Genomic DNA, 17,142 nt, shown 5'->3' with positions numbered 1-17,142 from the left:
GCCGCGCTGCGGCGGCAGCTCGCGCTCGCCGAGCCCGCGCGCGGGAAGTAGCGCCGCCCGGCCCACCGGACGCCGGCCGTCACCGGTGTCACGTGGGCCGGGACGCCCCCGGCCGCCTCAGCGGGAGTAGAACTCCACGACGAGCTGCTCGTCCACGGGGACCGTGATCTGCTCGCGTTCGGGCTTGGCGGTCAGGGTGAAGCGCAGGTCGGCGTGGTCCACCGACAGGTACGGCGCGGTCCGTTCGTCGGCGTGCACGCCCTCGGCGGCGGCCACGAACGGCTGCATCCGGCGCGACCGTTCGCGCACCGTGACGACCTGGCCGGGTTTGACGAGATAGCTGGGGATGTCCACCTTGCGGCCGTCCACGGCGATGTGCCCGTGCGTCACGTACTGCCGGGCCGCGTAGATCGACGGGGCGAGGCCAGCGCGCAGCACGAGCGAGGCCAGACGGGTCTCCAGCAGGGCGACCAGCTCGGCGCCGGACGCGCCCGGCTTGCGCACGGCGAGGTCCCAGTAGCGGCGTAGCTGCCGCTCCGACACGTCGTAGTACCAGCGCAGTTTCTGCTTCTCCAGCAGGCGCAGTCCGTAGTCGCCGGTGTTGCGGCGGTTGGTCTTCCGGCCGTGCTCGCCGGGCGGGTAGGGGCGCTGCTCGAAGTAGCGCACGGCCTTCCTGGTCAGCGGGACGCCCGCGCGGCGCGACAGGCGCACCTTCGGACCGGTGTAGCGCACGTTCACCTCAATGTGATTAGGTAATCCTTACTTAGGTGAGGCTAACCTACTATTGGTTGCGATCTCAAGGAGCCCCCATGCTGCCGATCCCCGAACGCGTCCGCACGCTCGCCGCGTCCTCGGCTCTCGCCCGCATGACCCTCGACGGCGTCTCCTCCCCCGCCCGGGGCGGCGTGGACGAGCGGGGCCGTCCCGTGCTGCTGGTGCGGCCGGGCGAACGACTGCACGGGCTCGACGACGAGGCGGTCGTCGCGGTGAACCTCACCGCGACGCGCCGGCTGGGCGAGGTGGAGCATCCGCGCGGGCTGATCGAGGTGCAGGGCTGGGCCCAGCCCGTCCCGGCCGCCGAGGCGCGCGCAGCGGCGGTCGCGGTGGCGGCGGCGAGCCCGGACGAGGCGCTGTTCGAGGCGCTGGAGAGGTACGGCGAGCCCGGCGCGCCCCGGCTGCTGCGGCTCGACGTGGCCCAGGTGGCCTACCTGACCGGCCAGGAGTCCGGGATGCTCGACGCCGACGACTACCTCGACGCCGACCCCGACCCGCTGGCCGAGACAGCCGAACGGGTGCTGGCCCACGTCAACGAGGCACACCGGGCGCAGCTCACCGGCGGAGTCTCCCGGCGCCTCGGCGACGGTCCGGGGGACGGCGCGGGTGAGGTGTGGCTGTGGGAGCTCGACCGGTTCGGGGCGACGGTGCACGTGGACGGGTCGCTGGTCCGCTTCCCGTGGCCGGTGCCGGCGCACACGGGGCAGTGCCTGGAGACCGCCCTGCGCAGCCTGCTGTGCACCTGCTGAGACCGCCCGCTTCCGGGGAACGACGCCCCTCAGAGGGAGACCCCGCCCCTCAATCGTCTTGATCACAATTGGCCGGGAACAGCGCGACCAGTGATGCCGGGTCACTATCATCGGCCCCTGTGAGCGACACCGAGCGGCGCGGACGTGTCCTGATGGTCGGCGGCGTGCTGACCGGCACGATCCTGCTGACCACGGCGGCGGTCCTGGGCGGCGGGGAGCTCTCGGGGACCCGGCTCTCGCCCGCCGACCTGCCGCCCGGCGGCCCGGTCCGACCGGTCACGGTGGCCGCCACGGGCGGCGCCCACCGCTCCCCCTCCTCCGGCCGGGTGAGCACCGTCCCGCCCGCGCATCTGACGCGCTCCGCCGATCCTCCGGACACGCACGTCCCCGGCACCCCCCGCCGGGAGCCCTCCGGCACCCCCAGCGCGGCCCCTTCCCGCACGGTTCCGTCCCGGACGCGCACGCTCGCGGAGCCGGAGCGCGCGCGCCGCACGCTCCCCGCGACGCCGCCGAAGCAGACGGCCTCCCGTGAACCCGTCAGGACCGCCCGGCCGCCCGGCACCGCCCACCCCTCCCGGAGCGTTCCCCCGCCGGCCACGCCGGAGGCGCCCAGGCCCACGAAGGGCGGCCCCCCGTCCGGCCACACACCGCCCGGCCGGACGAGGCAGCGGGACCCGCGCGACGACGGGCCCGGCGCCGTGCGGTCCCCGGAGGCGCACAACCGGGAGGGCCAACCCCGTCTACCGTAGGCGTGAGCGCCTCACGCGACTACTTCCTCAGCCAGAGCATGTAGTACGGGCTGTCCCAGCGGCAGTCGTACTCCTTGTAGTTCTCCATGACGAGCTTGGCCGTACCCGCTTTGACGCAGTTCGTCAGCGTCCGGAAGCCCTGGTAGGGGAACCAGCCCGCGGCCGTGGCACTGGCCGAGACCGTGGTGCCGGCCGTAGTCGTGGCGCTGGCCGGGGCGGCGGAGAGGGCACCGGCGGCAAGGGTGCCGGCCACGGCAAGTGTCACGCCGAAACGTGCGGCCTTCTGTCGCATGACGTCGTCCTTCCTGTTATGAGCGGCGCACATGCCGCCCGTACGGATGACCCCACGCTACTGCTTGTTGATCTAGAAAGATCCGTAACTGTCGATCTTGTCCGAAAGGTGTGGATCTTCACCCGGTCACCCCGACCTCGGTGGCCGGGAAGTCGCTGATCTTCACGGTGAGCCGGGAGGCGGTGGCCGGCAGCCCGAACAGGCTCCAGAACTCCCGCGCCTGGCCCGGCGCGAACTTGCCGGTGCCCAGCCGGACGCCCGCCATCCCGGTGCACGCGCAGTACGTGGCCGGGCCGTCGTCCTCCGCCACCTCGACGCGGCCTGGCAGGTACTGGCGGCGTTCGGCCTGGTCGGTGACGCGGACGTTGCTGGCCGCGTGGTAGCGGTACGACATCCACTCGCTGGACCAGTTGAGCCGGTGGTGCCAGGCCTCGCGTTCACCCCGGTTGGTGAGGCGGTAGGTGAGGACGCCCAGGCCGCCGGGCAGCCGGCGCAGCCCGGTGATCTCCGCCGTGAACGGCTGGCCCTCCGACCGGGCGCTGACCGTCGGGCCCGGCGCGGCGGCCGTCGCCTCACCCGGGGTGGTCGAGGGGGAGGCGGCAGCCGTGGGCGGCGGGGCCTCCTGAGGCGGCTTGGCGAAGGTGACCGTGACCCGCCGGTTGCGGCGGCGGCCCTCCTCCTCGTCGTTGCTGTAGAGAGGGCGGCGCGAGCCGTACCCCTCAGCCGTGAAGCGGAGGTCGTCGCGGCTGACGAGCCCGGCGAGCGCCTTGCGCACCGCCTCGGCGCGGCGGCGCGACAGCGGCTCGTTGATGGCGTCGGTGCCCGTGGAGTCGGCGTGCCCGGCGATCTCGACGGTCGTGCCGGAGGAGGCGTCCACGAGCTTGGCGGTGCGCGCCAGGACCGTGCGCGCCCTGCCCGTCAGGCTGGCCTTGTCCACCGCGAAGAGCACATCGGAGGAGAGGCTGATCTGCAGCTCCTCGCCGTCGTCGGCGGTCTCCTCCGACTTGTCGAGCGCCTCGGACGGCGCGGTGACCGGGTGGCGCACCGGGGTGACGCCGGACAGGTCGGGCAGCTCCATGGCCGGCGGGTCGTCACTGATGGGCACGTTGACGAGGGGCGGGGCGGCCGGCGTGACGATCGTGGCGGTGGCCGGGTCGCCCGCCGGGGCCGGCACGACGGCGTACACGCCGATGGACGCGCCGGGCTCGATGGAGTACTTCAGGCCGTCGCGGTCCTGGTGGGTGCACAGGCACTCCTCACCCCGCCAGTAGGGCATCAGCCAGCGCCGGGCCTGCGCGTCGAGCACCCCGACGCCGGACGCCCAGACGAAGGCGCTGCTCCTGGAGAAGTTGTCCTGCAGGTCGGCGGACCAGCTGTGGGTGACCGCCAGCGCGGGCCCGGAGTCGGCGGCCGGGGTGACCGGCGGGGCGCTCGACGGGGGTGTGGCCGTCGCCGGACCCGACGGGGTGGGGGCGGCGGACGGGGGGCGCGTCGCCGGGTCCTTCGCCCCCGGCAAGGGCACGACACCGCAGCCGGTCACAGCGAGAGCGAGCGCCACAGAGGTAGCCGTAAAGTCCAATGCCACATTCGGCACATGTTGCCACACCAAAAACCCCTTTTCGGGGCGCTATGACGCGGAAGCTGCACGTCTGGTCAGGCTGTCGTCCACGGCGTCGGGCGACAGGACATGGTCGAGGACCATCACCGCGCAGCCGCTGATGCCCGCCCCCGCGCCGAGCCTGCTCGGCTCGATGCGGAGCCGCCGGGTGGCGAGCGCGGTGGAGCGGCGGTAGACGACCTCCCGGATGCTGGACACCAGCGGCCCGAACGTCTCGGCCATGTCGCCGCCGAGCACCACCACCGACGGGTTGAGGATGTTGACCGCTCCGGCCAGCACCTCGCCGATCCGGCGGCCCGCCTCGCGCACGGTGGCCATCGTCCGGGCGTCGCCGGCGCGCACCAGCGCGGTCACGTCGCCGATGGTCTTGACGTCCTTGCCCGCCTCGCGGAGCTGGCGCAGCAGCGCGGTGCCACTCGCCACCGAGTCGACACAGTCGACGTTGCCGCAGCGGCACAGCACGCCGAGGCCGTCGCGGACGGGGATGTGGCCGATCTCGCCGGCCGCCCCCATGGCGCCGCGCAGGATCTCTCCGCCCGCGATGACTCCCGCGCCGATCCGGGTGGACACCTTGACGAACATCAGGTCGCCCAGCTCCGGGTAGACGCCCCGGTGCTCGCCGATGGCCAGCGCGTTCACGTCGTTGTCGACGAGCACGGGCACCGGGAAGCGCTCGCGGATGATCGGCGGGATCACCACACCGGTCCACGACGCCATCACCCGGGCGCTCTCGGTGCGGCCTTCGGCGAACTCCACGGTCGCGGGCACGCCCATGCCGACGCCTTTGATCGTCGAACGGGGACGGTCGCCGAGCAGCTCGTCCCAGGTGTCCATGAGCAGCGGCAGCACCACGTCGGGCCCCTGCTCGACGTCCATGGCGAACTCCCGGCCGGCCAGCTCGCGGGCGGCGAGGTCGCAGACGGCGACCCGGGTGCGGGTCGCGCCGAGCGCGGCCACCAGCACCACGCCGCCGGCGGCGTTGAACTCCAGCCGGACCGGGGGCCGCCCACCGGTGGAGGGGGCGTCGGCGCGCTCGACGACCAGGCCGCGGTCGAGCAGCTCGCCGACGCGCAACTGCACCGCGGGTCGGGACAGGCCGGTCACCCGGCCGAGGTCCCCCCGTGTCACGGCCTCGCCCGTGCGGATCAGGCGGAGCACCTCGCCACTCGTGGCGAGCGTCGCGGCGGTACGTCGGGCCATCGGCTTAGTGAACCACAGGAGGTTAGGTAATGAAAACTCCAGACTTTTTCATCTCAGATGCCAAAACTTCGCTTGTGCACGACCCAAACTCTGGCTAGTGTCCGTTCTGTCCCTCTTACAGATCATCGGAGTTCCGCCTTGTCCTCCCTCTCGACGTCCGCGCTCCCGACGTCCGCCGCGTACACGGCCGATCTGGTGGTGTTCGGCGGCACCGGAGACCTGTCCATGCGCAAGCTGCTCCCGGCGCTGTACCACAGCGACAGGGACGGCCGGCTCTCCCCCGAGACCCGCGTCATCGCCCTGTCGCGCGGCGGGCTGGACGACGAGGACTTCCGCGGCAAGGTGGACGCCGAGGTGGGCGGCCAGGTGCCCGACGACGACCCGGCCGGGTGGCGGCGCTTCCTGAACCGGCTGCACCACGTGACCGTCGACGTCGGCGTCCAGAACGCCGACGGCGAGGCCGGTCCCGGCGGTTCAGGATGGGACACGCTGGCGGCGCTGCTGGCCGGGCACGAGGACCGCGACCGCGTGTTCTACCTGGCGAGCCCGCCGCGGACGTTCGGCGCGTTCTGCCGGGAGGTGGCGGCGGCCGGCCTGGTCACGCCCCGCTCCCGGGTGGTGCTGGAGAAGCCGCTCGGCCACGACCTCGCCTCCGCGCAGCACATCAACGACGAGGTCGGCGCGATCTTCGACGAGCGGCAGATCTTCCGCATCGACCACTACCTGGGCAAGGAGACGGTGCAGAACCTGCTCGTGCTCCGCTTCGCCAACGCCTTCCTGGAGCCGATCTGGAACTCCCTCTGGATCGACCACGTGCAGATCACCGCCGCCGAGACCGTCGGCACTCCCGGCCGGCGCGGCTACTACGACCACGCGGGCGCGCTGCGCGACATGGTGCAGAACCACCTGCTCCAACTCCTCTGCCTGACCGCGATGGAGCCGCCGGCCCGCAACGACCGCGAGGCCATCCGCGACGAGAAGGTCAAGGTGTTGCAGGCGCTGCGGCCCATCGCGGGCGGCGAGGTCGACCGGTTCACCGTGCGCGGCCAGTACGTCGAGGGCGACGGCATGCCCGGCTACCTCGACGAGCCCGGCTCCACCCCGCCGACCGAGGAGTCGTGCCGCGTGGAGACCTTCACCGCGATCCGCGCCGAGATCCGCAACTGGCGGTGGGCCGGGGTGCCGTTCTACCTGCGCACCGGCAAGCGCATGCCGCGGCGCGTGTCGGAGATCGTCGTGCAGTTCAAGGACGTGCCGCACTCCATCTTCCCGGGCGGCACGCCCAACCGGCTGGTGCTGCGGCTGCAGCCCGAGGAGGGCATCGAGCTGCACATCATGGCCAAGGAGCCCGGCGCGGGCGAGGTCACGCTCAAGCCGGTGCCGCTGAGCCTGAGCTTCGGCAAGACGTTCACCGCGCGCGTCCCGGAGGCGTACGAGCGGCTGCTCACCGACGTGCTGGCGGGCAACCCGACGCTGTTCATGCGCCGCGACGAGGTCGAGGCCGCCTGGCGGTGGATCGACCCGATCCTGGCCGCGTGGGAGGCCTCCACCGACCTGCCCGAGCCCTACCCCGCGGGCACGGCCGGCCCCCAGGGAGCCCGCGAGCTGCTCGGCCGCAGCGGCCGTTCGTGGCACGAGGAGGAATCGTGACCCCGCCCACCGACCCCGGCAGCCGTCAGCCCAACGAAGGAGCGTCCTTGAACCCCGTCATCCAGGAGATCACGGACCGGATCGCCGAACGCAGCCGCGCCAGCCGTACCGTCTACCTGGAGCGGATCCGCCGCGACGGTGAGGCGGCGCGCGCCAAGGGGCCCGCCCGCGCGCACCTGGGCTGCGCCAACCTGGCCCACGGCTTCGCCGCCGCGCCCGCCGCCGACAAGCCGGCGCTGCGGGGCACGGCCAAGCCGGGCGTGGCGATCGTGACCAGCTACAACGACATGCTCTCCGCCCACCAGCCGTACGAGTCGTACCCGCCGGTGCTGAAGGCGGCGGTGCGCGCGGCCGGCGGTGTCGCGCAGGTGGCGGGCGGCGTGCCGGCCATGTGCGACGGCATCACGCAGGGCCGCGCCGGCATGGAGCTGTCGCTCTACAGCCGCGACGTGATCGCCATGTCCACGGCCATCGCGCTGTCCCACGACATGTTCGACGCGACGCTGCTGCTCGGCGTCTGCGACAAGATCGTGCCCGGCCTGCTGATCGGCGCGCTGCACTTCGGGCACCTGCCCGCGGTGTTCGTGCCGGCCGGGCCGATGACCTCCGGCCTGCCGAACAAGGTCAAGGCCCGCACCCGCCAGCTGTACGCCGAGGGCAAGGTCGGTCACGACGAGCTGCTCGACGCCGAGGCCAAGTCCTACCACTCCCCCGGCACCTGCACCTTCTACGGCACCGCCAACTCCAACCAGGCGCTGATGGAGGTCATGGGCCTGCACCTGCCCGGCTCGACGTTCGTCAACCCGCACACCGAGCTGCGCCAGGCGCTGACCGAGGCGGCCGGACGGCGGGCCGTGCAGATCACCGCGCACGGCGGCGAGTACACCCCGGTCGGCGAGCTGGTCGACGAGAAGGCGATCGTGAACGCCTGTGTCGCGCTGCTGGCGACCGGCGGCTCCACCAACCACACCCTGCACCTGGTGGCGATGGCCGCCGCCGCGGGCATCGTGCTCACCTGGGACGACCTGGCGTGCCTGTCGAAGGCGGTGCCGTCGCTGACCCGCATCTACCCCAACGGCCAGGCGGACGTGAACCACTTCCGCGACGCCGGCGGCATGCAGGTGCTCATCGGCGACCTCATCGACGCCGGGCTGCTGCACGCCGACGTGCTCACGGTGGCCGGCCGTGGCCTGGACCACTACCGGTCGGCGCCCGAGCTGCGTGACGGCGCGCTGGTGTGGGAGCAGGTGACCGGGGGCAGCAAGGACCTCGACGTGCTGCGGCCGGTGTCGGACCCGTTCGCGGCCGACGGCGGCATCCACATGGTGGAGGGCAACCTGGGCTGCGCCGTCAGCAAGGTGTCGGCCGTCAAGCCCGAGCACCTGGTGATCGAGGCGCCGGCCAAGGTGTTCGACGACCAGCTCGAACTGCTGCGCGCGTTCGAGGCGGGCGAGCTGGACGGGCAGGACTTCGTCGCGGTCATCCGCTACCAGGGGCCGAGCGCCAACGGCATGCCGGAGCTGCACAAGCTGACCCCCCCGCTGGCCGTGCTGCTCGACCGGGGCCAGCGGGTCGCGATCGTCACCGACGGCCGCATGTCCGGCGCGTCCGGCAAGGTGCCCGCGGCCATCCACCTGTCGCCCGAGGCGGCCGACGGCGGCCCGATCGCGCTGGTGCGCGAGGGCGACGCGATCCGGCTCGACTCGGCGGCCGGGACGCTGGAGCTGCTGGTGCCGGCCGAGGAGCTGGCCCGCCGCACCCCGGCCGGCCGGCCGCTGAGCGACGCCCAGTGGGTCGGCACCGGCCGGGAGCTGTTCGCGACGTTCCGCCGGATGGCGGGGCACGCCGAGCAGGGCGCGGGCATCTTCGGCATCAGCGGCGCCGAGTCGCCCGACCACGGTCCCGGCCTCGGCTTCGCCGCCGAGGCGGGCGCCTCGCACCTGGAGACGGGCCGGCTGCCGGCCGGCGCCCGGGCGGTGTCCGGCGAACGTGCGGGGACCGGCGGACGGTGAGCGCCCTGCCCTACCCGTGGCTGGTCGCCGACGTCGGCGGGACGAACGCGCGCTTCGGGCTGGTCACCGGCCCCGGCGCGCGGCCGTCGCAGGTGGCGGTCCTGGCCGGCGCCGAGCACCGCACGCTGCCCGACGCCGTGGCGGCCTACCTGGCCGATCACGCCGGCGGCGCGCGGCCTGGAGCGGCGTGCCTGGCGGTCGCCGGGCCCGTCGAAGGCGGCCGCTACGCCCTGACGAACCTGCCGTGGGCGGGCTCCGCCCACGACCTCGGCGTGCCGAACGCGACGCTGCTCAACGACTTCGAGGCCCTGGCCCTGTCGCTGCCGCATCTGGACGGCGACGACCTGGTGCGGGTCGGCGGCCCGGCGCCCGGGCACGGGGTGAAGGCCGTGCTCGGGCCGGGCACCGGGCTCGGCGTGGCCGGACTGGTGCCGGTGGACGGCGGCTGGGTCCCGCTCCCGGGCGAGGGCGGGCACGTCACCGTGCCGGTGCAGGACGACCGGGAGCTGGAGGTGCTGCGCGTCCTGCGCGTCCAGGCCCGCCGCGCCTCCGGCGCCGTCCCGTCCGCCGCCGTCCCGTCCGGCGTCGTCCCGTCCGGCGTCGTCCCGTCCGCCGCTGCCGGGGCCGACCAGGTAGAGGCCGAGCGGATTCTGTCGGGGCCCGGCCTGGTGCGGCTGCACCGGGCGCTGGCCGAGGTGAACGGCGTGACCGCGCCCGAGCTGACCGCCGCCGACATCGTGGCGCGGCAGGACGACTCGCTGTGCGCGGAGACGATCGAGGTGTTCTGCGGGATGCTGGGCAGCTTCGCCGCGAACGTGGCCCTCACCCTGGGCGCCCGTGGCGGGGTCTACCTGGGCGGGGGCGTGCTGCCCCGTATCGTGGAACGGGTGTGCGCCGGAGACTTCCGTGCCAGGTTCACGGCGAACCCGGCCATGTCGGGATACCTGGACGCCATCGCGACCATGCTGATCGTGGCGCCGCAGCCCGCGTTGACCGGCGCGGCGGCCTGGCTCGCCCGGCGGGCCGCCGCCGCGCCCGCCGGTCCGCCTGCCGGTCTGAGCACCGGCCCGCCCGCCGGGGTCACGGCCGGCAGCTTGACCACCACCACCGCGACGCCCCTGACGGGCGTATGACAGCCGCGCGGGGGCCGGCGACCGTGCCCCCCGCGCGGGCCGATGAGGAGAATCCCATGAGCCTGCTCGACCTCGCCCCCGTGATCCCCGTCGTGGTGATCGACGACGTGGAGACCGCCGTGCCGATGGCGCGGGCGCTCGTGGCCGGCGGCCTGCCGGTCATCGAGGTGACGCTGCGCACCGAGCCCGCGCTGGAGGCGATCGGGCGCATCGCCGCCGAGGTGCCCGACGCCGTGATCGGCGCCGGCACCGTCCGCACGCCCGCCGACGTGGCCGCCTCGGTGTCCGCCGGCGCGAAGTTCCTGGTGAGCCCCGGCGCCACGCCGTCGCTGGCGGACGCCATGGTGGCGAGCGGCGTGCCGTTCCTGGCCGGGGCGGCCACGGCCTCCGAGGTGATGGCGCTGGCGGAGCGGGGGCTGACGGAGCTGAAGTTCTTCCCGGCCGAGGCGGCGGGCGGCGTGCCGTACCTGAAGTCGCTGGCGGGTCCGCTGCCGGACGTGCGGTTCTGCCCGACCGGCGGCATCCGGCCGGGCACGGCGGCCGACTACCTCGCCCTGCCGAACGTGGGCTGCGTGGGCGGCACCTGGCTCACCCCGGCCGACGCGCTCGCCGCCGGTGACTGGGGGCGTGTGGAGAAGCTCGCTGCGGAGGCCGCCGCCCTGCGCTGAACCACCTGTGGCGGCGAGCGCACCCTGCCGGAGAAACCGGCCGGGTGCGCTCACGCGCTTCCGCACGCGCGGGACGATGGTCGGGTCCGGCCGTCTCACGCGCGTGAACTGGCCGTTCTCCGCGAGTGGGCGGTCCGGCCGCCGGAGACGGGGACACCGCGCCGGGGCGATCATGGGGCTCGGGCGGAAGCCACCCGCCGCCGGGCGGGTCAGGTGGCCACCGGGCAGGGCCTTCCTCCGTTAGAGTCTGGGGAGAAAAGGGCATGCCGGGCGGAGGATCGGTCGGTTGAGGCGGGCGGGATGACGACGGCGAGAGGACAGCGACGTTGGGGCAGCTAGGCCGCTCCGCGGGCACCGCGCTGACGCCCGAGGACCCGCCGGCGATCGGCCCCTACGAGCTGGTCAGCCGCCTGGGCTCGGGTGGCATGGGCACCGTCTACCTGGCGAGGGGCGAGGGCGGCGCGCAGGTGGCGCTCAAGGCGATCCGCCGCGACTACGCCGCCGACCCGGTCTACCGGGCGCGCTTCCACGAGGAGGTGTCCAACGCCCGCAAGGTGGCCTCGTTCTGCACGGCCAGGGTGCTGGACCACGGCGAACACGACGGGTTGCTCTACCTCGTCACCGAGTACATCGACGGCGTCTCGCTCGAGGACCACCTGATCCAGCACGGGGCGCTGCCGCCGTCCGTGCTGCACTCGGCCGCGGTGGGCGTGGCGGCGGCGCTGACCGCGATCCACGCGGCCGGCCTGGTGCACCGCGATCTCAAGCCGGCCAACGTGATGCTGACGCTGGCGGGCCCGCGGGTGATCGACTTCGGGCTGGCCCGCTCGACGCACGTCGACTCGCGCCACACCAACGCCGGGATGGTCATGGGCACGCCCGGCTGGATCGCCCCGGAGCAGGTGTTCGAGGGCCGGACCAGCCCGGCGGGCGACGTGTTCGCGTGGGGGTCGCTGATCGCCTACGCGGGACTGGGCGGGCACCCGTTCGGCGAAGGTGACGCGTACGTGATGGCGGCCCGCGCCCGCACCGCGCCGCCCGACCTGCGGGGGCTGCCCGCGCCGCTGGACCGGCTGGTCGCCGCCGCGATCCATCCCGACCCGGCGCGCCGACCGGCCGCGCGGCAGTTGCTGCTGGAGCTGGTGGGGGCGGCCGACGAGCCGGCCGCGCAGCTCGCCGCGACCCGCCACCTCACCGACACGTGGAACTCCACGGAGTTCCCGCCGCTGGCGGAGTTCCCGCAGGGTCCGCGCGGGCCGCAGGGTCCCCCCGGCGGCCGGGGGCGGCCGGCTCCACCACCGCACCCGCGGGCGTCGTCGCGTACGGCGCGCGCCCCGCAACCGCCGCCCGGCCCCGTGCCGCCGCCGGAGCGGACCGGTCCGGTGCCGCCCGCCCATCTCGCCGCCCAGGCGGGGCAGGTGCCCCCGGCCGAGCGCAGCGGGCCCGTCCCGCACGTGCGCCCGGCGGGCCACGTGCCGCCGACCGAGCGGACCGGCCCGGTGCCGCCCGCCCACCTGACGGGCCAGGTGCCGCCCGCCGAGCGGACCGGTCCGGTGCCGGCGCGGCCGCCGGGCCGTGCGCCGCACCACCAGACGGGGCAGGGACCGCTGCCGCCGCCGGCGGGACGGCACACGGGTCAGGGGCCGCTGCCGCCGACGGGCAGGTACGCGCCGACCCCGCCGCGCCGCAGCGTCTTCACGGGCTGCGTGACGGCCGTGGTGATCGCCGTGGTGCTGCTGGTGCTGGTGCTGGCCGTGATCGCCTGGGCGTCGCGGGCGCCGGCCGCGAGCGGCGCCGACCCCCCGGTGCGGGACGGCCGGCTGAGGTTCGCGGTGACCGCCACGGCGTGCCCGAAGCCAGCCAGGTCCGCCGAGCAGCGCACCTGCCGGGTCACGGTGCGGGTGGACAACATCGGCGAGGAGGCCAGGGTGCTCTACCCGGGCCAGCAGAAGCTGTTCGACGCGGACGACCGGCTGCACGGCGGCGTCCGGCTGCTCGACAAGGAGGGCTCGGAGATCACGCCGGTACGGGTCGGCCCGGGCGCCTCCTTCACCGGCACGGTGGTGTTCGAGCTGCCCAGGGCCGCCCGGCCGGCCGGGGTGGAGCTGCACGACTCGGGTCTCAGCAACGGCGTGCGCGTCACGTTCGACTAGGGATCGTTCCTGCGGGCGACTAGGGATCGTTCCCGCGGGCCGCGGGCCGCGGGCCGCGGGCCGCGGGCCGCGGGCCGCCGGGGTGCCCGGAGGACGAGGGCCGGGAGGGTCAGGGGAGGTCCAGGGCGGTGCCGTACAGGCGGGAGACGTCGATCCTGATCACCACGCGGCGCTCCCGCGCCTGCTGGTCCAGGAAGGCGGCGGGGTCCGGCTGCTCGCCCGCGAACGCCAGCAGTTCCTCGGGGCTGGAGGACACCTCGGCCTCGCCCTCGGCGACGGCGAACGACCAGACGTCGGGGCCCCGCACGTGGAGGGCGACGTGCGGGTCGTTGCGCACCTGCCGCGCCTTGAGCCGGTCGGCCGTCGTGGAGATCCTGACGACCCGAGCGGCCGGGTCCCACCGGTAGAGCACGGTGGACAGGGCGGGGTGACCGGTGCGCCTGACCGTGGCCAGCACCCCGAACTGCTGCTCGCCGAGGAGCTTCACCAGCGCCTCCTCGGTCAGCGACCGGGGGGCGGGCCCCGACTGGTTCTCGCTCATGTTTCCTCCTGGAAGTGAAGTGACATGAGAGACCGTAGCGGATAGTTCCGTTGTAGACAATCTGGCGGTCCGACCGCCGCGGGTCAGGGGGCCAGCAGGGCGGCTTCGGTGATCGGCGACTCGTGGGTGCCGGGCACCGTGCAGGCGTGGGCTCCCGCCCGGGCGCCGAGCCGTACGCACTCCTCCAGCGGCAGGCCGCGCAGCCGGCCGTACAGGAAGCCGGAGACGAACGCGTCGCCGGCGCCGTTGCTGTCGGCCACCGGGCCGGGCAGCGGCGCGGCGGGGAAGGCCCGCGCGGTGCCGCCGCGGGTCAGCACGAGGCAGCCGTCGGCGCCGCGCGTGCACACCACCGTCGCGGCGCGCCCCCGGTCGAGGATGTCGCGCATCGTGGCCTCCGGCCGGGGGAGGGCGGCGGCCGACAGGAAGACGAGGTCGGACCGGTAGGCGAAGTCCTTGTGGTGGTCGTCGAGCCCGTTCCAGTCGTGCAGGTCGGTGGAGACCGACATCGCGTCGAGATGGTCGTAGGTGTGGCGGCCGAAGTCGGTGATCGAGACGTGCGCGTGGCGCGCCCGCACGCCCGCGTAGAGGTCGGGCGCCAGCCGCTCCCCCGGGGTGGCCTTGGGGTCGAACAGCGACGTGCGCCGGCCGTCGGGGCCGACGAGCAGGACGCTGCGGCGGGTGCCCGCCTCGGCGGGCCCCCACCTGCAGTCGACGCCGCGCATCGCCCGCCGGATCAGCGCGCCCTGCGGGTCGTCGCCGATGAGGTCGGCGAAGGCGACGGACAGGCCGAGCGCGGCGCAGCCGAGCGCCACGCCCGCGCCGGTGTTGCCGATGCGGTCGACGACGGGCGGCACGGCGTAGGTGTCGGCGTACGGCAGCGGCAGTTCGGGGACGTAGACGGTCGTGTCGACCCCGGCCCCGCCGAGGACGAGGACGTCGTGCGTGACCGCCGGGCGCGCGCTCACCGGTTGACCAGGGGGCCGGAACCGGTGGAGCCGCGGACCACGAGCTCCGGCTGGAAGACCAGCTCGACGTGCTTGGCGGGCGCGCCGTTGACCTCTTCGAGCAGCGTCTGCACGGCGGCGGAGGCCATCGCGCCGATCGGTTTGCGCACGGTCGTCAGCGGCGGGTCGGTGAACGCGATCAGCGGCGAGTCGTCGAACCCGACCACGGACACCTCCCCCGGCACCGACAGCCCGCGGTCGCGGCAGGCCCGGATCGCGCCCAGCGCCATCAGGTCGCTCGCGCACACCACTCCGGTGCAGCCGCGCGCCAGGAGCTGGGCGGTGGCGGCCTGCCCGCCCTCCACGGAGAACAGCGAGCTGGCGATGAGGTCGTCCACGTCGGCGGCGCCGAGGAGCTGGGCCATGGCCTGCTTGTACCCCTCGATCTTGCGGATGACCGGCACGAACCTGCGCGGCCCGAGAGCCAGCCCGATCCGCTCGTGCCCGAGGTCGATGAGGTGCTGGACGGCCAACCGGGCGGCGAGCCGGTCGTCGACGGAGATGAACGGCGCCTCGATGTGCTGGTTGTAGCCGTCGACCAGGACGATGGGCAGCCCCCTGTCGGTGAGACGGGTGTAGCGGTCCATCCGGGCGGTGGTGTCGGCGTGCAGGCCCGACACGAACACGATGCCGCTCACGCCGCGGTCCACGAGCAGCTCGGTGAACTCGTCCTCGGGCGCGCCGCCGGGTAGCTGGGTGCACAGCACCGGGGTGAAGCCGTGCTGGGTGAGCGCCTTCTCGATGGCCTGCGCGAACGCGGGGAAGATGGGGTTGTCGAGCTCGGGGGTGACCAGGCCGACCAGCCCGTTGCTGCGCTGGCGCAGGCGCGGCGGGCGTTCGTAGCCCATGAGGTCGAGCGCGGCCATCACGGCCTGCCGGGTCGCGGCCGAGACTCCGGGTTTGCCGTTGAGGACCCGGCTGACCGTCGCCTCGCTCACGCCGGCTTGGGAGGCGATGTCGGAGAGCCGCGCGTGACCGTTCATGGCAGCCACTTTACTTTCCACCAGGCCGCCGAATCGGCCGCTCCGGGCTTGTCGGAGGCGATCAGCAACTCGCCGTCCACCCGGAGGTCGACGGGCTCGCCGGTGAGGTTGACGGCGCAGACGACGTCGCCGCGGGAGAAGACCAGCGTGCCCTCCGGCGAGTCGTGCCAGACCAGGTCTCCGCGCAGCGACGGTCGCAGCCGCAGCGCCCGGCGGTACAGCTCCAGCGTCGAGCCGGGGTCGTCCTGCTGGGCTTCGACGCTCAGCTCGGCCCAGTCGCCGGGGATCGGCAGCCAGGGGTCGCTCCAGCCGGACTCGCGCGTCCACGGGATGGGCACCCGGCAGCCGTCGCGCCCGCTGTCGGGGTCGCGCAGCCGTTGCGGGTCGCGCAGCACGTGGTCGGGCAGGTCGAGCACCTCGGGCAGGCCGAGCTCCTCGCCCTGGTAGACGTACGCGGACCCGGGCAGGGCCAGCGTGAGCAGCGCGGCGGCGCGGCCCCTGGCCAGGCTGCCGTAGCGGGTGACGTGCCGTTTGACGTCGTGGTTGGACAGCACCCAGGTGGACGGCGCGCCGACGGAGCCGGCCGTGGCCAGCGACTCGTCGATCACCCGGCGCAGCGCGTGGGCGTCCCAGGGCGCGAAGAGGTAGTGGAAGTTGAACGCCTGGTGCAGCTCGTCCGGGCGGACGTAGCGGGCCAGGCGTTCGGGGGTGGGCGCCCACGCCTCGGCCACGCCGATGCGCTCGCCGGGGTAGGAGTCGAGCAGGCGCCGCCAGGCGCGGTGGATCTCGTGCACGCCGTCGTCGTCGAAGAACGGCACGGGCTCGGCGCCGATCATGCGGGAGTGGCCGGGGCGGCCGACGTCGGGCAGGCCGGCCGGCTTGACCATGCCGTGCGCCACGTCGACGCGGAAGCCGTCGACGCCCAGGTCGAGCCAGAAGCGCAGGACCGACTCGAACTCCGCGCGCACCTCGGGGTGGTCCCAGTTGAGGTCGGGCTGGGACGGGTCGAACAGGTGCAGGTACCACTGCCCGTCCTCGACCTGCGTCCAGGCGGGGCCGCCGAAGATCGACTCCCAGTCGTTGGGCCGGTCGCGGAAGATGTAGCGGTCGCGGTTCTCGCCGCGCAGCGCCTCCTGGAACCACGGGTGGGCCGAGGAGGTGTGGTTGGGCACGATGTCCACGATCACCCGCAGACCGTGGCCGTGCGCCTCGTCGATCAGCGCCTTGGCGTCGCCGAGGGTGCCGAACAGCGGGTCCACGTCGCGGTAGTCGGCCACGTCGTAGCCGAAGTCGCGCATCGGCGACGGGTAGAACGGCGTCAGCCAGAGGGCGTCCACGCCCAGTCCGGCCAGGTACGGCAGGCGGTCGCGCACGCCGATCAGATCGCCGACGCCGTCGGCGTCGCCGTCGGCGAAGCTGCGCACGTACACCTGGTAGATCACGGCGTCGCGCCACCATGCGGTCATCAGGCCACCCCCAAGAAGTCGTCACCATGAAAGCGATTACCGCAATTTTGCGCAAGCCCTTCCAAGAGTGTTGTTGTCACGATTCGCCCCGCAAGGGTGGACATTCGGCGTTAAGGCGCGATGTACTACCTCTCCTATCAGCCCCGTCAC

15 protein-coding genes are annotated in these 17,142 nt (G+C 74.0%); 7 read left to right on the top strand and 8 right to left on the bottom strand.

All coding sequences use genetic code 11. The features are described from left to right. Window positions 1-117: 117 nt before the first annotated feature. Window positions 118-732: a 30S ribosomal protein S4 gene (gene rpsD, locus ACGF0J_RS20325; protein ID WP_393148081.1), complete on the bottom strand. Its 615-nt coding sequence runs from the start codon at window positions 730-732 to the stop codon at window positions 118-120. 77 nt (window positions 733-809) lie between these two features. Here rpsD and ACGF0J_RS20320 point away from each other — a divergent pair, with 77 nt between their 5' ends. Together ACGF0J_RS20320 and ACGF0J_RS20315 are read left to right on the top strand one after the other, a co-directional pair. After that, entirely contained in the window at window positions 810-1,523 is a 714-nt protein-coding gene (locus tag ACGF0J_RS20320; protein ID WP_393147896.1) for a DUF2470 domain-containing protein, read from the top strand. A gap of 119 nt (window positions 1,524-1,642) precedes the next feature. After that, a complete protein-coding gene (locus ACGF0J_RS20315) occupies window positions 1,643-2,272 on the top strand; it encodes a hypothetical protein (RefSeq protein WP_393147894.1) in 630 nt (209 codons plus the stop codon). A gap of 19 nt (window positions 2,273-2,291) precedes the next feature. Here the strand turns inward: ACGF0J_RS20315 and ACGF0J_RS20310 are convergent, their stop codons facing one another. From ACGF0J_RS20310 to ACGF0J_RS20300, 3 genes are all read right to left on the bottom strand, one after another. After that, window positions 2,292-2,564 carry a hypothetical protein gene (locus ACGF0J_RS20310; protein WP_393147892.1) on the bottom strand — a complete coding sequence of 91 codons (273 nt, stop codon included), beginning with the start codon at window positions 2,562-2,564 and terminating at the stop codon, window positions 2,292-2,294. A 118-nt stretch (window positions 2,565-2,682) separates the two neighbouring features. Continuing rightward, window positions 2,683-4,122: an OmpA family protein gene (locus ACGF0J_RS20305; RefSeq protein WP_393147890.1), complete on the bottom strand. Its 1,440-nt coding sequence runs from the start codon at window positions 4,120-4,122 to the stop codon at window positions 2,683-2,685. Window positions 4,123-4,191: 69 nt separating this feature from the next. Further along, complete coding sequence (locus ACGF0J_RS20300) at window positions 4,192-5,382, bottom strand: ROK family transcriptional regulator (RefSeq protein ID WP_393147888.1); 1,191 nt, start codon at window positions 5,380-5,382, stop codon at window positions 4,192-4,194. A gap of 138 nt (window positions 5,383-5,520) precedes the next feature. Here ACGF0J_RS20300 and zwf point away from each other — a divergent pair, with 138 nt between their 5' ends. The 5 genes from zwf (at window position 5,521) to ACGF0J_RS20275 (ending at window position 12,998) form a co-directional block, all read left to right on the top strand. Next, complete coding sequence (gene zwf / locus ACGF0J_RS20295) at window positions 5,521-7,032, top strand: glucose-6-phosphate dehydrogenase (RefSeq protein ID WP_393147886.1); 1,512 nt, start codon at window positions 5,521-5,523, stop codon at window positions 7,030-7,032. A gap of 47 nt (window positions 7,033-7,079) precedes the next feature. Beyond that, on the top strand, window positions 7,080-9,044 hold the full coding sequence (gene edd / locus ACGF0J_RS20290) for a phosphogluconate dehydratase (RefSeq protein WP_393147884.1): 1,965 nt from the start codon (window positions 7,080-7,082) through the stop codon (window positions 9,042-9,044). Continuing rightward, window positions 9,041-10,177, top strand: a complete 1,137-nt coding sequence (locus ACGF0J_RS20285) for a glucokinase (RefSeq protein ID WP_393147882.1) — start codon at window positions 9,041-9,043, stop codon at window positions 10,175-10,177. The genes edd and ACGF0J_RS20285 overlap by 4 nt, the downstream gene beginning before the upstream one ends. A gap of 56 nt (window positions 10,178-10,233) precedes the next feature. Beyond that, window positions 10,234-10,845 carry a bifunctional 4-hydroxy-2-oxoglutarate aldolase/2-dehydro-3-deoxy-phosphogluconate aldolase gene (gene eda / locus ACGF0J_RS20280; RefSeq protein ID WP_393147880.1) on the top strand — a complete coding sequence of 204 codons (612 nt, stop codon included), beginning with the start codon at window positions 10,234-10,236 and terminating at the stop codon, window positions 10,843-10,845. Between the two features lie 326 nt (window positions 10,846-11,171). Further along, on the top strand, window positions 11,172-12,998 hold the full coding sequence (locus ACGF0J_RS20275; protein WP_393147878.1) for a protein kinase: 1,827 nt from the start codon (window positions 11,172-11,174) through the stop codon (window positions 12,996-12,998). 109 nt (window positions 12,999-13,107) lie between these two features. On the opposite strand, the gene ACGF0J_RS20270 is transcribed toward ACGF0J_RS20275, so the two are convergent. The 4 genes from ACGF0J_RS20270 to ACGF0J_RS20255 all read right to left on the bottom strand — a co-directional run bounded on the left by ACGF0J_RS20270 (window position 13,108) and on the right by ACGF0J_RS20255 (window position 16,992). After that, the gene (locus tag ACGF0J_RS20270; protein WP_393147876.1) at window positions 13,108-13,539 is read right to left on the bottom strand and encodes a pyridoxamine 5'-phosphate oxidase family protein; all 432 of its coding nucleotides are present in this window, start codon (window positions 13,537-13,539) and stop codon (window positions 13,108-13,110) included. 83 nt (window positions 13,540-13,622) lie between these two features. Continuing rightward, window positions 13,623-14,504 carry a carbohydrate kinase family protein gene (locus ACGF0J_RS20265; RefSeq protein WP_393147874.1) on the bottom strand — a complete coding sequence of 294 codons (882 nt, stop codon included), beginning with the start codon at window positions 14,502-14,504 and terminating at the stop codon, window positions 13,623-13,625. After that, window positions 14,501-15,526 (bottom strand): LacI family DNA-binding transcriptional regulator, encoded by a 1,026-nt coding sequence (locus tag ACGF0J_RS20260; RefSeq protein ID WP_393147872.1) that lies wholly within the window; start codon window positions 15,524-15,526, stop codon window positions 14,501-14,503. The genes ACGF0J_RS20265 and ACGF0J_RS20260 overlap by 4 nt, the downstream gene beginning before the upstream one ends. Continuing rightward, on the bottom strand, window positions 15,523-16,992 hold the full coding sequence (locus ACGF0J_RS20255; protein ID WP_393147870.1) for a glycoside hydrolase family 13 protein: 1,470 nt from the start codon (window positions 16,990-16,992) through the stop codon (window positions 15,523-15,525). Before ACGF0J_RS20255 ends, ACGF0J_RS20260 begins: the two co-directional genes overlap by 4 nt. Window positions 16,993-17,142 lie beyond the last annotated feature (150 nt).

Origin of the sequence: Nonomuraea sp. NPDC047897 (assembly GCF_043204415.1) — a bacterium.
Taxonomy (GTDB): Bacteria; Actinomycetota; Actinomycetes; order Streptosporangiales; family Streptosporangiaceae; genus Nonomuraea.
This window is presented reverse-complemented; position numbering and strand designations above follow the sequence as displayed.

Coding starts and splice junctions, on each gene's coding strand:
- eda (WP_393147880.1), top strand. CDS start 10,234: ATGAGCCTGCTCGACCTCGCCCCCGTGATCCCCGTCGTGGTGATCGAC.
- ACGF0J_RS20260 (WP_393147872.1), bottom strand. CDS start 15,526: ATGAACGGTCACGCGCGGCTCTCCGACATCGCCTCCCAAGCCGGCGTG.
- ACGF0J_RS20270 (WP_393147876.1), bottom strand. CDS start 13,539: ATGAGCGAGAACCAGTCGGGGCCCGCCCCCCGGTCGCTGACCGAGGAG.
- ACGF0J_RS20320 (WP_393147896.1), top strand. CDS start 810: ATGCTGCCGATCCCCGAACGCGTCCGCACGCTCGCCGCGTCCTCGGCT.
- ACGF0J_RS20310 (WP_393147892.1), bottom strand. CDS start 2,564: ATGCGACAGAAGGCCGCACGTTTCGGCGTGACACTTGCCGTGGCCGGC.
- ACGF0J_RS20300 (WP_393147888.1), bottom strand. CDS start 5,382: ATGGCCCGACGTACCGCCGCGACGCTCGCCACGAGTGGCGAGGTGCTC.
- ACGF0J_RS20255 (WP_393147870.1), bottom strand. CDS start 16,992: ATGACCGCATGGTGGCGCGACGCCGTGATCTACCAGGTGTACGTGCGC.